This is a genomic window from Pseudomonas sp. PDM19 (assembly GCF_014852215.1).
Lineage (GTDB): Bacteria > Pseudomonadota > Gammaproteobacteria > Pseudomonadales > Pseudomonadaceae > Pseudomonas.
Genome location: NZ_JACVBG010000003.1, coordinates 447,501 through 461,660, shown reverse-complemented (window position 1 = coordinate 461,660; position 14,160 = coordinate 447,501). Strand labels below are relative to the sequence as shown.

Annotated in this window: 11 protein-coding genes; 6 read left to right on the top strand and 5 right to left on the bottom strand. The window is 66.7% G+C overall.

The annotated features are described in order from the left end of the window. Positions 1 to 173 precede the first annotated feature (173 nt). Positions 174 to 1,310: an RNA ligase RtcB family protein gene (locus IB273_RS18090; RefSeq protein ID WP_192224699.1), complete on the top strand. Its 1,137-nt coding sequence runs from the start codon at positions 174 to 176 to the stop codon at positions 1,308 to 1,310. Next, positions 1,310 to 1,921, top strand: a complete 612-nt coding sequence (gene prfH, locus IB273_RS18085; RefSeq protein WP_081518157.1) for a peptide chain release factor H — start codon at positions 1,310 to 1,312, stop codon at positions 1,919 to 1,921. Before IB273_RS18090 ends, prfH begins: the two co-directional genes overlap by 1 nt. A 2-nt stretch (positions 1,922 to 1,923) precedes the next feature. Here the strand turns inward: prfH and IB273_RS18080 are convergent, their stop codons facing one another. From IB273_RS18080 to IB273_RS18070, 3 genes are read right to left on the bottom strand one after another with little or no spacing between them, the layout of a single operon-like run. Continuing rightward, complete coding sequence (locus tag IB273_RS18080; protein ID WP_192224698.1) at positions 1,924 to 2,841, bottom strand: biotin-dependent carboxyltransferase family protein; 918 nt, start codon at positions 2,839 to 2,841, stop codon at positions 1,924 to 1,926. Further along, a complete protein-coding gene (gene pxpB, locus IB273_RS18075) occupies positions 2,838 to 3,515 on the bottom strand; it encodes a 5-oxoprolinase subunit PxpB (RefSeq protein WP_192224697.1) in 678 nt (225 codons plus the stop codon). Before pxpB ends, IB273_RS18080 begins: the two co-directional genes overlap by 4 nt. Continuing rightward, positions 3,512 to 4,267 carry a 5-oxoprolinase subunit PxpA gene (locus tag IB273_RS18070; RefSeq protein WP_192224696.1) on the bottom strand — a complete coding sequence of 252 codons (756 nt, stop codon included), beginning with the start codon at positions 4,265 to 4,267 and terminating at the stop codon, positions 3,512 to 3,514. Before IB273_RS18070 ends, pxpB begins: the two co-directional genes overlap by 4 nt. A 131-nt stretch (positions 4,268 to 4,398) precedes the next feature. Between IB273_RS18070 and lpxO the strand changes: the two genes are divergently transcribed. Next, a complete protein-coding gene (lpxO, locus tag IB273_RS18065) occupies positions 4,399 to 5,298 on the top strand; it encodes a lipid A hydroxylase LpxO (protein WP_138212927.1) in 900 nt (299 codons plus the stop codon). Positions 5,299 to 5,525: 227 nt separating this feature from the next. Here the strand turns inward: lpxO and IB273_RS18060 are convergent, their stop codons facing one another. After that, positions 5,526 to 8,072 carry a sulfite reductase flavoprotein subunit alpha gene (locus IB273_RS18060; RefSeq protein WP_225610242.1) on the bottom strand — a complete coding sequence of 849 codons (2,547 nt, stop codon included), beginning with the start codon at positions 8,070 to 8,072 and terminating at the stop codon, positions 5,526 to 5,528. A 206-nt stretch (positions 8,073 to 8,278) separates the two neighbouring features. Further along, positions 8,279 to 10,537 (bottom strand): TonB-dependent receptor, encoded by a 2,259-nt coding sequence (locus tag IB273_RS18055; RefSeq protein ID WP_081517414.1) that lies wholly within the window; start codon positions 10,535 to 10,537, stop codon positions 8,279 to 8,281. A 201-nt stretch (positions 10,538 to 10,738) separates the two neighbouring features. Between IB273_RS18055 and IB273_RS18050 the strand changes: the two genes are divergently transcribed. The 3 genes from IB273_RS18050 to IB273_RS18040 all read left to right on the top strand — a co-directional run bounded on the left by IB273_RS18050 (position 10,739) and on the right by IB273_RS18040 (position 14,120). Next, the gene (locus IB273_RS18050) at positions 10,739 to 11,419 is read left to right on the top strand and encodes a Fe2+-dependent dioxygenase (RefSeq protein ID WP_192224694.1); all 681 of its coding nucleotides are present in this window, start codon (positions 10,739 to 10,741) and stop codon (positions 11,417 to 11,419) included. Between the two features lie 6 nt (positions 11,420 to 11,425). Then, entirely contained in the window at positions 11,426 to 12,220 is a 795-nt protein-coding gene (locus IB273_RS18045) for a tetratricopeptide repeat protein (protein ID WP_192224693.1), read from the top strand. A gap of 97 nt (positions 12,221 to 12,317) precedes the next feature. Then, positions 12,318 to 14,120, top strand: a complete 1,803-nt coding sequence (locus tag IB273_RS18040; RefSeq protein WP_081517411.1) for a phosphoethanolamine transferase CptA — start codon at positions 12,318 to 12,320, stop codon at positions 14,118 to 14,120. Positions 14,121 to 14,160: the final 40 nt, after the last annotated feature.

Below are 14,160 nucleotides of genomic sequence, written 5' to 3'. Positions count from 1 at the left end.
AGCCTTCCCATCCACCGACAGCAAAGGAGAGACATCATGCAAGCACTGATCACCCTTTGCAGGTCGCGTCTGGCGTAATCGCTTCCCCGCCGCCCCTTTTGGCGGCACCGCATTGCCCGGCTCCGGCCTGCCCCCATCCTCTTTTTTCGTTTCATTCCTCATGGGATTGGACAATGGGCAATTGCATCCAAAATCTGTCCGACGGCATCACCCTGATCGCCGCGGACGACACCTGGATCGAAGGTAAAGCGATCCAGCAACTTGAAACCACCGCCCGCCTGCCGGGCATGCAGCGTGTCGCCGGCATGCCGGACCTGCACCCCGGTCGCGGCTACCCGATCGGCGCGGCGTTCTTCTCCACCGGCCGCCTGTACCCGGCGCTGGTGGGCAACGACATCGGCTGCGGCATGTCGCTGTGGCGCACCGATATCGCCACCGCCAAGCTGAACCTGGACAAGCTGGAAAAGCGCCTGGGCAACCTCGACGGCCCGCTGGACGAAGACTGGAGCGAGCGCATTGCGAGCTTCGGCCTGCCACCCTGCGGCCACGAACATTCGCTGGGCACCATCGGCGGCGGCAACCACTTCGCCGAGCTGCAGCAACTCGATCAGCTCTACGACGAAGTCGCCGTCGAAGCCCTCGGCCTCGACCGCCGTCACCTGCTCCTGCTGGTGCACAGCGGCTCGCGCGGCCTGGGCGAAGCCATCCTGCGCGAGCAGGTCGATCGCTTCAGCCACCAGGGCCTGGAACAAGGCACCGACGCCTGCGCGCACTACCTGGCTCGCCACGATGGCGCGCTGCGTTTCGCCGAAGCCAACCGCCAGCTGATCGCCCGGCGCATGCTCGATCGCCTGCGGGCGGACGGTTCGCAGGTGCTGGACGTGAACCACAACCTCGTCAGCCCGGCGCAGGTCGAAGGCGTCGACGGCTGGCTGCATCGCAAGGGCGCGACGCCGGCGGATCGCGGGGTGATGGTCATCCCCGGTTCGCGCGGCGACTACAGCTACCTGGTGGAACCGGTCGCCGATCCGCGCAGCCTCTTCTCCCTCGCCCATGGCGCGGGGCGCAAGTGGATGCGCAGCGAGTGCAAGGACCGTCTCTCGGCGCGCTACCGCGTCGAGCAGCTGGCCCGTACTGCGCTGGGCAGCCGGGTGATCTGCGGCGATCGCGGGCTGATCTACGAGGAGGCGCCGGAGGCCTACAAGGCCATCGACTCGGTGGTCGGCGCGCTGCGTGAAGCAGGACTGCTGCGGGTACTGGCGCGACTGAAGCCGGTGCTGACCTACAAGACCCGCGGGGAGTGCTGCTGATGATCCTGCTGCAACTTTCCGCGGCCCAGGGGCCCGACGAATGCGCACTGGCCGTGGCCAAGGCCCTGCAGCGCCTGCTGCGCGAGGCCGAGGCCAACGGTGTCGAGGTGCGCGTGATCGAGGAAGAAGCCGGCCCGCGCCGAGGCACCCTGCTCTCGGTGCTGCTGGCGCTGGACGGTGACTCGGCGGCAACCCTGGCCGAGGACTGGAGCGGCACCCTGCAATGGGTCTGCGCCAGCCCTTACCGGGCCAATCACGGGCGCAAGAACTGGTACTTCGGCGGCGCGCGCTTCAGTGCGCCACCGGCCAGCCTCGAAGGTGAAGTACGCTTCGAAACCTTGCGCTCCTCCGGCCCCGGCGGGCAGCACGTCAACACCACCGACTCGGCAGTACGCGCGACCCACGTTGCCAGCGGCCTGAGCGTCAAGGTCCAGACTGAGCGCAGCCAGCACGCCAACAAGCGCCTGGCGCTGCTGCTGATCGCCCGCAAGCTGGAGGAACGCGCGGAGCAGGCAAGCAGCGAGCTGCGCGCCGAACGCCGGCTGGTGCATCACCATCTGGAACGCGGCAATCCGCGCCGGGTGTTTCGCGGTGAACGCTTCGAGGGCTGATGTCAGCCGCAGAAGAAGCGCAGGAACGTGCGCAGGTCCGCCTGCGCACGTTCCACGCTCACCGGGGTGAAGCGCACTTCGCTGTGCGCCGGGCATTGCGCCAGGCGGCCGATGTCCAGCGGGTGCAGCACGCCCAGCAGCGGGTAGCCACCCATACTCTGGCGGTCGGCCAGCAGGACGATCGGCTGGCCGTCCGGCGGCACCTGGATGGCGCCTTCCACTACCCCCAACGACCATTGCCGGCGAGGCGCGTTCAGCGCTTCGCTGCGCAGTCGCACGCCCATGCGATCGGACTGCGGGCTGACCTGCCAGCGCTGTTCGAAGAAGGCCTCGCGCTGTTCCCCGCTGAAGGCATCCGGACCAGGCAGCACTCGCAGGATCGGCACCTCGCGGTAGTCCGGCCGATAAGGCCAGGGCACGCTGGCACCGCGAGTGAAACGCTCGCCGTAGGCGGCACATTCCAGCAGATCGTCGGCGGCGAGCGGCTGGCCCTTGCCGGCAAGACCGCCGAGTTTTTCCCGCATCTGGGTCGCGACGCTACCCAGTATCGGCTGCGCCGCGAAACCTCCGGCAGCGGCGAGATACCCCCGCTGCCCGGTACGGGCGAAGCCCAGCTTCAGGCGCTGCCCGGCCCTCACGCGAAAGCGCGACCAGCCCGGTAGCGGCTTACCATCGAGCGTCGCCGGCAACTCGGCGCCCGCCAGTGCCAGCCAGGTGTCAGCCTGCACTTCCAGCTCCACTCCGCCCAGCGCGATTTCCAGCAACGGCACGCCCGGCCTGTTGCCGAGCAGGCGATTGGCCCAGGCCGCCGCATGCTTGTCCACAGGGCCACCGGGCGATACGCCCAGGTGCTGCCAGCCCCGTCGGCCGCCGTCCTGCAGCAGGCAGAGCAGGCCGCAAACCATGATTTTCAGGCTCATGGCTCGCCACCGGCCGCGCGATAAGCTGCCTCATCGATGGGCACAAAGCGCACGCAATCGCCCACAGCCAGCGGGCAAGGCGGCTGCCGATGCGGATCGAACAGGCGCTGCGCGGTGCGCCCGAGCAGGTGCCAACCGCCGGGCGACGCCTGTGGATAAACCGCCGTCTGCCGCTCGGCGATTGCCAGGCTACCGGCGGGCACGTGGGTGCGCGGCGTGGCCCGGCGCGGCAGGGCGAGGCGTTGGTCGAGCTCGCCGAGGTAGGCGAAACCGGGGGCGAAGCCGATGGCGCCGACGCGATAGTCGCGGCCAGCGTGCAGATCGATCACCTGCGCCGGAGTGAGCCCGCAGAGACGGGCGACTTCGGCGAGGTCCTCACCGGCATACCACACGGCAATTTCATGCAGGCGCCCGCCGTCGTTCGCCAGGGCATCGCCGGGCCAGTCCGCCAGCGCGGCCTGCACGCGGCTTTGCAATTGCGGGAGGTCGGTGCGCAACAGGTCGTAGTGCAGCAACAGTGTGGTCCAGCCCGGCACACAATCCGTCAGTGCCGCGCCCAGCTCGGTACGCAGGCGCTCGGCCAGTCGGGCGATGCGCAGCGGCAGCGCATCGTCGGGCTGTTCCGCGAGGGTGATCAGCAGCGCCGTGGCGCCGAAGGCTTCGACACGGATCATGCCTGGTCCAGCAGGCCACGCAGGCGCCGCAGCACCGCCAGGGATTCGGGGTTATCACCATGCACGCAGAGGCTGTCGGCGCGCAGGCGCAGCGGATTGCCGTCGATATCCGGGAATGGCTCGCCACGGGCAATGGCCAGGGCCTGGTCGAGGATGCGCTGCGGCTCGTGGTGCACGGCGTTGGGCAGCCGGCGCGGGGCAAGCTGACCATCGGGCAGGTAGGCGCGGTCGGCAAAGGCTTCGAACATCAGCGGCACGTCGGCGGCGTCAGCCAGTTGCAGCTCGCGGCGGTTGTCGGCCAGGGCCAGCACCATCAGCGGCAGGCGCTTGCGGTAGGCGGCGCAGGCATCGAGCACCGCGGCGAGCAGCGCATCGTCGCGCACCAGGTCGTTGTACAGCGCGCCGTGGGGCTTCACGTAGGCCACCTGGGTGCCGGCGGCGCGGCAGAAGGCGTCCAGCGCGCCGATCTGGTAGAGCATCAGGGCGTGGACTTCTGCGGGCGAACAGCTCATGTGCCGGCGACCGAAGCCGGCCAGGTCCGGGTAGGCGGGGTGCGCACCGATGCTGACGCCCTGCTCCACCGCCAGGCGAACGGTGCGCTGCATGGTCAGCGGATCGCCCGCGTGGTAGCCACAGGCGAGGTTGGCCTGATCGATCAGAGGCATGGCGTGGGTATCGTCGCCCATTCGCCAGGCGCCGAAGCTTTCGCCCATATCGCAGTTGAGCAGGATACACGGGGTGGGCTCGATCATCGCTATCGCCGTCCTTCCAGATTTCCTACAGGTTAAAGCACCTGCAGGCCTTTGGCCTTCGGAGAATACTCAGTCACGCTCAGGAGGAGTACCATCCCGCCTCTAGACCCGTGGAAATCTCCCCCCGAATGATCAAAGCCGCCATCCTGGCCGCCTTCGGCCTGAGCATCGTTTATGTCCACCTGCGTGGGCGGGTGCGCCACAAATTCACGCGCCAGCTGAGCGACCACTCCAGCTTCCTGGCGCCGATCAACTGCCTGATGTACCTGTTCTCACGGGTGCCGAGCCAGCCGTACCTGGCGACCGACGAATTCCCCGAGATGCGCCTGCTTGCCGACAACTGGGAAGCCATCCGCAGCGAAGCCCTGCACCTGCGCGACGCCGGCAGCATCAAGCGTTCTGACCAGCTCAACGACGTGGGTTTCAACTCCTTCTTCAAGACCGGCTGGAAGCGCTTCTACCTGAAGTGGTACGACGACAGCCACCCGTCCGCCGACGCGCTGTGCCCAAAGACCACCGAGCTGCTGCGGCAGATTCCGTCGGTGAAGGCGGCGATGTTTGCCGAGCTGCCGCCGGGCTCGCGCCTGGTGCGCCACCGCGACCCCTATGCCGGTTCGCTGCGCTACCACCTGGGCCTGCTGACGCCGAATGACCCGGGCTGCTTCATCGAGGTGGACGGCGAGCGCTACCACTGGCGCGACGGCGAGGCGGTGGTGTTCGACGAGACCTATATCCACTACGCCGAGAACACCACGGATCACGACCGGGTGATCCTCTTCTGCGATATCGAGCGGCCGCTGAAATACGGCTGGGTGACGGCGTTCAACCGCTGGTTCAGCCGCAACGTGATGGCCGCAGCGGCTTCGCCCAACGACGCGGGCGACAAGACCGGCGGCATCAACCGCGCCTTCGCCTCGCTGTACAAGATCCGCCTGCATGGCAAGGCGCTGAAGAAGCGCAACCGCAAGCTGTACTACCTGCAGAAGTGGGGCTTCTTCGCGGCGGTGCTGGCACTGTTCTTATGGATATGAGCCGCGCCTGAAATCAAAAAGGCCTCCGCATTCGCGGGGGCCTTTTTGTTTGCGGACCGTTCAAGACATCGTGGACCGATCCGTTTGCAGGTGCATCGCTGGCCGCGAAATCCGCAGGTACCGGCGACGGCTGTGCGGAACGCCAACGCCGGCGGTGCCGGCGAGTCGCGGGCATGGACCGCTCCTACAGGTTCAGGCCAGCGCGGTGGGCTCCCCCTGACGCAGGATCAATAGACATCGCGGCGGTAGCGCCCGCTCTCCAGCAGCGCCTCGACCTCGACGTCACCCAGCATCTCGCGCAGGGCGCGGTCGACGCCTTCGGCCATGCCCTGCAGGCTGCCGCAGACGTAGATCGCCGCGCCGTCGTCGAGCCACTGGGCGAGGACTTCGCCGCTGGCACGCAGGCGGTCCTGCACGTAGAGCTTTTCGGCCTGGTCGCGGGAGAAGGCGACATCCAGGCGTTGCAGTTCGCCGCGCGCCAGCAGGCCTTCCAGTTCCTCGCGGCAGTAGAAGTCGTGGGCGATGTTGCGCTCGCCGAACAGCAACCAGTTACGCGACCGGCCCTCGGCCACGCTCGCCTGCAGCAGTGCGCGCAGGCCGGCGATACCGGTGCCGTTGCCGATCAGGATCAGCGGGCGATCCTCCTCGGTCAGGTGGAAGCTGCGGTTGCGCCGCAGGCGCAGCAGCAGGCTGCCGCCCTCGGGCAGGTACTCGGTCAGCCAGCCGGAACAGATGCCCAGCGAGCCGTCGGCGTGCTGCTCCTGGCGGACGATCAGCTCCAGGGCGCCTGCGCTGCGCAACGAGGCGATGGAGTACTGGCGCACCGAGAGCTTGATCAGCGCGTCGTAAACCGCCTGGCCATGCTGGCCGACCAGGTGCTCGAGGTTGCCCGGCAGCAGGCAGCCGGCCAGGGCATCCTTCAGCGGCAGCGCCAGACCATCCACCTGCACCCTGGCGGAGCCATCCAGGCCGAGGCGTTCGAGCCAGCGGGCGACGAGGAAGTCCGGTTGGCGCGGGACGATTTCCACCAGGTCGCCGGCAGCCCAGTCGATCTGCGAATCGTTCGGCGCGGTGAGGCGCAGCAGCCAGGTGGATTCGCCCTGGCTGCCGGGGTTGAGGTGTTCGCGACCACTCAGCGTCCAGACCTCGAAAGCTGGTGCAGTGAACGCCACTTGCGGCGCGGCGCCGGAGAGTTCGGCCAGACGGACCTGCCAGTCGTGCAGCGCAGCGGCATCACCGTTGTCCACTTCCACGCCGTCGAACAGCGGGCGCGCGCCCTGCCCTTGCAGCCAGCCCTGCATGCGTCGGGCGAAGCCGCAGAAGTGTTCGTACTGGCGGTCGCCCAGGGCCAGGATGGCGAAGCGCAGGTCATTGAGGCCGAGGGTCTGGCCCAGCAGTTGGCGTTCGAAGCCACGGGCGCTGTCCGGCGCCTCGCCTTCGCCAAAGGTGCTGACCACGAACAGCGCGTTGCGGGTCTGCTCCAGCTGCGCGCGATCCAGCTTGCCCAGCGGCTCGACACGCACCGGCAAACCGGCGGCCTGCAACTGGCCGGCGCTCTGCCACGCCAGCTGCTCGGCGAAGCCGCTCTGGCTGGCATAGCCCACCAGCCAGGAGTCGGCGCCAGCGGCGTTGCTGCCCAATTCGCCACGGGCGGCCTGCGCGGCGCGCTTCTTGCGGCGGCGGTCGAGGTAGAGCAGCCAGCCGGTGATGAAGAACAGCGGCATGGCGAGGCTCGCGAGCATCATCAGGATGCGCCCGGTAAGGCCGAAGTAGCTGCCCACGTGCAGGGCGTAGACGCTGGTGAGCAGTTGCTTGCCGGCGCTGCTGTCGTTGTAGCGGCGGTGCTTGAGCAGCTTGCCGCTGGCCGGGTCGATGGTCATCTCGTTGAAGGCGCGTTCGTGGGCGGCATCATCGAGGAGATAGAACACGGTGGCCGGCTGGCCCTTCACCGGCGGCAGGCGCAGGTTGTAGGCAGTCATGTTGGGGCCGCCGGTCTGCGCGACGGTGTTCCAGATGGCCGTGGCATCCACCACCGGCGGCGGACCCTCGGGCGCCGGGCCACGTTTGCCGCCGCGCTGGCCGCCCTTGGCCTGGCCGGCAGGGGCGTCGTCGAGCAGCTTGAACAGGCCGTTGCGGTACCACTCGTAGGACCAGTACAGGCCGGTCAGCGAGGCCAGGAGGTAGAACACCAGGCACCAGGTGCCGGCGACGGCGTGCAGGTCCCAGTTGAAGGCGCGACCCTTCTTGCGCCAGTCGAAGGTCAGCCAGGTGCGCCAGTTCAGCGCCTTGCGCGGCCAGCGCAGGTACAGGCCGGAGAGGCAGAAGAAGATCAGGATCAGGGTGCAGGCGGCCGTGATCCGCTGGCCGACTTCGCCGGCGGCGAGGAAACGGTGCAGCTGCATGATGAACATGAAGGCGCCCTCGCCCACTGGCGCGGGCAGAGCTTGCGCGGTGTACGGGTCGACATAGAGCGATTCGCCCCGGCGCTGGCCCGGTGGCGGGCTGAAGAAGATGCGCGCGGACTCCACGCCTTCGGTCTTCAGCCAGAGGAAGGAAACCTTCTTGCCCGGCTCGGCGCTCTCCACCCGGCGGATCAGTTCGTCCATCGGCAGCACGGCTTCGGCGCGCTTTTCCACCACCAGGCTCTGGGGGTTGATGGCGCGCAGGATTTCATCCTGGAACGACAGCATCGCCCCGGTGATGCCCATCAGCGCCAGCACCAGACCTGCGCTGATACCGAACAGCCAATGCAACTGGAACAGGACTTTCTTCAACACCGCGGCTTCACCTTCGCAGACCCTTCACGCAGGGCGGGCATTTTAATGAGAATGGCTCGCAAGCGCAGCCGATTTAACAATCTTTACCCTGGCCTTACCTTCGCCGTACGGGCGCCAGCCCCGGACAAAGAAAAGCCCCGGCCGAGGAGCATCGGCCGGGGCGGGGCGCCAGAGGTGCGCGCCCCAACGGAAGGAGCTCGTTCTCAGAAGTGGACGTTGACACCCAGCAGCGCGGTGCGACCAGGGGCCACGTGGGCCATGTGGGTGCTGAAGACCTGGTCGAAGTAGCGCTTGTCGGTCAGGTTCTGCACGTTGAGCTGCAGGTCGACGTTCTTGCTGATCACGTACTTGGCCATGGCGTCGTAGCGCCAGTAGGACGGAATCATGGTGCTGTTGGCGGTGTTGCCGTACTGCTCGTCGACGTAGGTGGCGCCGCCGCCCACGGTGAAGTTCTGCAGCACGTCGTAGGTCGACCAGAGGGTGAAGTTGTTCTGTGCGGTCTGTGGCATGCGGTTGCCTTCGTCGCTGGCCACGCTGGACTTGAGGATCTCGCTGTCCAGGTAGGTGTAGCCGCCGAAGACTTTCCACTTGGGCGTCAGCGCGCCGCTGAAGCCCAGCTCGACGCCCTGCACACGCTGCTCGCCATCGAGCACCTGCACGGTGGAGTCATCCGGCGAGGCAACACGGGCGTTGGTCTTGTCGGTGCGGAAGATCGCTGCATTGAGCGACAGCGCTTCGTCGAAGAACGCCCACTTGGTGCCGATCTCGTAGTTACGGTTGCGTTCCGGATCGAGGTTGGTGTTGGCCAGGGCCAGGTCGCCACCGCCTTCACCGGCAGTCTCGCCGCTAGGGTTGCTGGAGGTGGACCAGGCGGCGTAGACGCTGCCGTTGGGCGCCGGTTTGTAGACCACACCGAGCTGGTAGTTCCAGAAGTGGGAGTTGTTCTGGCGGTCGAAATCGCCGGCGGGCGAGCCGCGGCCCCCGGTGGAATAACCGCTGGAGCGGGTCTCGAAGTCGTCGTAGCGCAGGCCGAGGTTGAGGTCCCACTGCTCGCTGAGCTTGAGGGTATCGAACACGTAGGCCGAGGCGGTCTTGGTGTCGGTGTCGGTAAAGGCGGCGCTGTCGGTGATGCTGCCGGTCCAGTGGTCGCCCGGGGTCGGCTTGTTCAGGCTGGTGCAGTCGCCGCTGGCGATCAGCGATGGCGTGCAGATGTTGCCACTGCCGCCGCCCGGAGTGATCACGTACGGGCGGTTGTGCACGTCCTCGTAGCTGAACTCCATACCGGTCACCAGGGTGTGGCCGACGAAGCCGGTGTCGAAGGTGGACTTCAGGTCAGTCTGGTTGACCCAGCCCTTGGAGGTGGAGTTGCGGTTCTTCGAGGAGCGATAGACCAGGCCGTTGGCAACGTTGCCGCGACTGTCGTCGGGGTTGGTGACGATGTAGTCGAGGGTGGTGCGCACCAGGCGGAAGCTGTTGGACAGGGTCAGGTTGTCGTTCAGGTCGTGCTCGATCCGGAAGGTCCCGGTATCGGTGGTGCTCTTGCGATAGTCGCGGTCGTTCAGGCCGTAGAAGTTGCTCTTGTCCACGGACACCGGCTTGCTTGGGTTGCGCTCGCTGCGCCCGGCCAGGGTCAGCGGGATGCCGTAGTCGGGCATGTCGTCGGTGGACAGGTGGTAGTAGGACAGCGTCGCACGGGTCGGCGTGTTGAAGCCGAAGGTGATGGTCGGCGCGACGCCCCAGCGGCTGACATTCACCTCGTCGCGGCCGGCGACATTGGCATCGTGCTTCATCAGGTTCAGGCGGAAGGCCGCGTTGTCGCCCAGCATGTGGTTGACGTCGAGGGTGGTGCGGCGGGTCTGGTCGGTGCCCAGCACGACGCTGGCGTCGTTGAAGTCGGCCTGCTTGGCGGTCTTGCTGATCAGGTTCAGGCTGCCACCGGTGGAGCCGGCGCCGGTGTAGGCGGAACCCGGGCCCTTGCTCACTTCGATCTGCTCGATGTTGAAGATTTCGCGGGTCTGCGAGGCGACGTCGCGCATGCCGTCGAGGAAGGTGTCGCTTTCGGCGTTGAAGCCGCGGATGAACGGGCGATCACCCGCCGGGTTGCCACCCTCACCCGCCCCGAAGGTGATGCCGGGCGTGGTGCGCAGCGCATCCTGCAGGGTCAGCGCGCCGGTATCCTTGATCACCTGCTGCGGGATCACGGTGACGGTCTTGGGCGTATCCAGCAGCGGCGCGGTGTACTTCTCGTTGGAGGACTTCTCCACGTTGTAGGTGGTCGGGTCCTGCTGCTGGGTGCCGACGACAGTGTCGGCGTCCAGGGACAGCACGTCCTGGCCGGACTTCTTCGGCGCTTCGTCAGCATGGGCCAGTTGAGCGCCGGACATGGCGGTGATCGCCACGCCGACAGCGCTGACTAGAAGGCGCGGCTTGCTGCCGGCGAACTCGGTGGATTGACGCGACATCGAAACTCCCTCCCCAGGGGTTCATGAAGGCCGCGCAATTTATTGCAACTGAGAATTTGTATCAATTCACATTCATTACCATACGCACATGATTTACAACTTTTACACTTTCTCCCTGTCGGAAGTAGGGGTATGCCGGTTGTACCGATATGTTGCAAATCATTATCATTGGCAAATTATCGAAACTGATGGAACCGGCCCATGCTGCTGCACATTCCCGGCGTCTTCACCCGCGATGAGGTGACGCGCATCCGCGCCGCCCTGGAACAGGCCGAATGGGCCGACGGCAAGGTCACCGCCGGTTATCAGTCGTCCCGCGCCAAGCACAACCTGCAACTGCCGCAGGACCACCCGCTGGCCCGCGAGATCGGCGAAGCCATGCTGCAGCGCCTGTGGAGCAACCCGCTGTTCCAGTCGGCCGCGTTGCCGAGCAAGGTGTTCCCGCCGCTGTTCAACTGCTACACCGGCGGCGGCTCGTTCGACTTCCACATCGACAACGCCGTGCGCGACACCCAGGGCGGCCGCGAGCGGGTGCGCACCGACGTGTCTTCGACGCTGTTCTTCAGCGATCCGGAGGATTACGACGGCGGCGAACTGGTGATCCAGGACACCTACGGCACCCAGCAGGTGAAGCTGCCGGCTGGCGACCTGGTGCTCTACCCCGCCACCAGCCTGCACAAGGTCAACCCGGTGACCCGTGGCGCACGCATCGCCTCGTTCTTCTGGACCCAGAGCCTGGTGCGCGAGGATAGCCAGCGCGCCCTGCTGTTCCAGATGGACCAGTCGATCCAGGCGCTGACCCGCGACGTGCCGGACCATCCGGCGCTGATCGAGCTGACCGGCACCTACCACAACCTGCTGCGCCGCTGGGTGGACGTCTGACCCGCCATGAGTTTCGTCCTGCGTCGCACCGAAGAAATCAACGTCGAAGACCTCACCGGCCAGCTTGCCGATGACCCGCGACAGACCGCCCGCCTGATCGTGACCGGCGCCCGCGAGGGAGACCTCGAAGCCCAGGCATTGCTCGGGCAGATTCTCCTCGACGGCCACGGCATCGAGCAGGACGTCAGCCTTGCCCTGACCTGGTTCGGCATCGCCGCCGAGCGTGGCCACGCCATGGCGCGCAACATGCTCGGGCGCTGCCTGGAGCACGGCTGGGGCTGCGCGAAGGACGAGGCCGGCGCCGCCCGCCATTACGCCATCGCCGCGCAGCAGAAGCTCGACTGGGCGATGTACAACCTCGCCAACCTGCTCTCCACCGGCCGCGGCGTGGAACGCGACGACGCCCGCGCACTGGCGCTGTACCAGGGCGCGGCGGCCCTGGGTCACGCCAAGTCGATGAACCTGGTCGGGCGCTTCCACGAAGAAGGCCTGGTGGTAGCGCGCGACCTGGACGCGGCACACCAGTGGTACCGTCGGTCGGCCGAGGCCGGTGACTTCCGTGGCCAGTTCAGCCACGCCTCGGTGCTCGCCGAACGCGGCGACCTGCCCGCCGCGCGCATCTGGCTGGAGCGCGCACTGGAAGGCGGCAACCTCAACTTCCTGCGCGTGGCCCGCCAGCAGCTGGCGGCCTCCATGCCGCCGAGCCTGCGCGAGCTGACCCTGGCTTACTTCCAGCGCGCCGCCGAACTGGGTGACGAGTCGGACCTGCGTCACCTCGCCGAGCAGATGGGCGTCGCCTGACGCCCCTTGACGTAATTTTCACGCCCGCTTTGCTAGCTTCGCCGGCTACCCTGGCTGCCGGAGTGTTCGGCAGCCGCCACGTAACGACGAGGCGCAAGTGTCGAACACCACATCCCCCGCAGCGCGCAAACGCGTGGACTGGGCCGCCCTGGGCTGGCTCCTGCTGTTCTTCTGGTACTTCTCCGGCGTTACCCAGGCGCTGATCCTATTCAGCGGCACCACCGGCTTTGCCGGCTTCCGTGACGCGTTCTTCCTCAGCAGCCTGTGGCTCGCACCGCCGCTGCTGCTGCCGCGCTTCACCAGGGGCATCGCCGCCGTCATCGGCCTGGTGCTCTGGGGCGCCTCGCTGGTGGGCCTGAGCTACTTCGGCATCTACAAGCAGGAGTTCTCGCAGAGCGTCATCTTCGTGATGTTCGAGTCGAACACCGCCGAAGCCGGCGAGTACTTCAGCCAGTACTTCAGCCTCTGGCTGTGCCTGGCGCTGCTGGCCTACAGCGTGGTCGCCGTGGTGCTGTGGAAGCGCATCCGCCCGATCAGCATGCCGGCCTATGCCCGTGTGCCGCTGGCCGTGCTGCTGGTCGTGCTGAACCTGTTCTACCCCTTCTACAAGCAGATGGTCACCCAGGAGCGCACCTTCGCCCAGGCGGTGGAGAAGGTGCAGTCGCGCATGGAGCCGGCGGTACCGTGGCAGTTGGTGGTCGGCTACGTCCAGTACCGCCAGCAGCTGGACAACATGCAGAAGCTGCTGCAACAGAACGCCTCGCTGCCGCCCCTGCAGAACCTCAAGGACAGCAGCGGCAACGAGCCGCGCACCCTGGTCCTGGTGCTGGGCGAATCCACCACCCGCCAGCACATGCACCTGTACGGCTACGGCCGCGACACCACGCCGAACCTCGACGCCCTCGCCGCCAGCGGCCAGGGCCTGACCGTGTTCCAGAATGTGGTCGCGCCGCGCCCCTACACCATCGAGGTGATGCAGCAGATCCTCACCTTCGGCGATGAGCAGAACCCGGACAGGTTCCTCACCGATCCGTCGCTGATCAACCTGATGAAACAGGCAGGCTACAAGACCTTCTGGATCACCAACCAGCAGACGATGACCAAGCGCAACACCATGCTCACCACCTTCTCCCAGCAGACGGACGAGCAGGCGTACCTGAACAACCAGCGCAACCAGAACGCCAGCCAGTACGACGGCGTGGTGCTGGACCCGTTCGAGAAGGCCCTGAAGGACCCGGCGCAGAAGAAGTTCATCGTGGTCCACCTGCTGGGCACGCACATGGACTACCGCTATCGCTATCCCGAAGAATTCGCCTACTTCAAGGACCGCCAGGGCGCCCCTTCGGCGCTGTCGGATGACCAGGTGGAGACCTACAACTTCTACGACAACGCGGTGCGCTACAACGACTTCGTGGTATCGAGCCTGATCAAGCGCTATTCGGCGGCCAACGCCAACGGCTTCATGCTTTACCTCTCCGACCACGGCGAGGAAGTCTACAGTTCGGGCAACCACGACCGTCTAGGCCGCAACGAGATGGACCCGACCCGGCCGATGTACACCATTCCGTTCATGGTCTGGACCTCGCCGAGCTGGCAGGCCGAACACCCGCGCGACCTGCAGGCAGTGGCCAACCGCTCCTACAGCAGTTCGCACCTGATCCACACCCTGTCGGACCTCGCCGGCCTGAGCTACGACCGTTACGAACCGGCCAAGAGCCTGGTGAACGAGCAGTTCGCCGCCGCCCCGCGCTGGATCGGCGACCCGTACAAGAAGGACGGTCTGCACGAGTTCGACAAGCTGCCGCAGGACAAGGCCGCGCCGGAACAGGAAATCGCCAAGGACGCCGAGGCTCCCGCCACGGCCCAGGCTCCGGTGCAGACGCAACCCAAGGAGGGTTGAGTCTCCCGCGATGCGATGAAACGCCCCGCCCCTGCGGGGC

Excerpts from the sequence above, each read along its gene's own strand:
- IB273_RS18080 (WP_192224698.1), bottom strand. The coding sequence starts at position 2,841 with ATGAGCCTGAAAATCATGGTTTGCGGCCTGCTCTGCCTGCTGCAGGAC.
- prfH (WP_081518157.1), top strand. The coding sequence starts at position 1,310 with ATGATCCTGCTGCAACTTTCCGCGGCCCAGGGGCCCGACGAATGCGCA.
- IB273_RS18045 (WP_192224693.1), top strand. The coding sequence starts at position 11,426 with ATGAGTTTCGTCCTGCGTCGCACCGAAGAAATCAACGTCGAAGACCTC.
- IB273_RS18090 (WP_192224699.1), top strand. The coding sequence starts at position 174 with ATGGGCAATTGCATCCAAAATCTGTCCGACGGCATCACCCTGATCGCC.
- IB273_RS18055 (WP_081517414.1), bottom strand. The coding sequence starts at position 10,537 with ATGTCGCGTCAATCCACCGAGTTCGCCGGCAGCAAGCCGCGCCTTCTA.
- IB273_RS18050 (WP_192224694.1), top strand. The coding sequence starts at position 10,739 with ATGCTGCTGCACATTCCCGGCGTCTTCACCCGCGATGAGGTGACGCGC.
- pxpB (WP_192224697.1), bottom strand. The coding sequence starts at position 3,515 with ATGATCCGTGTCGAAGCCTTCGGCGCCACGGCGCTGCTGATCACCCTC.
- IB273_RS18070 (WP_192224696.1), bottom strand. The coding sequence starts at position 4,267 with ATGATCGAGCCCACCCCGTGTATCCTGCTCAACTGCGATATGGGCGAA.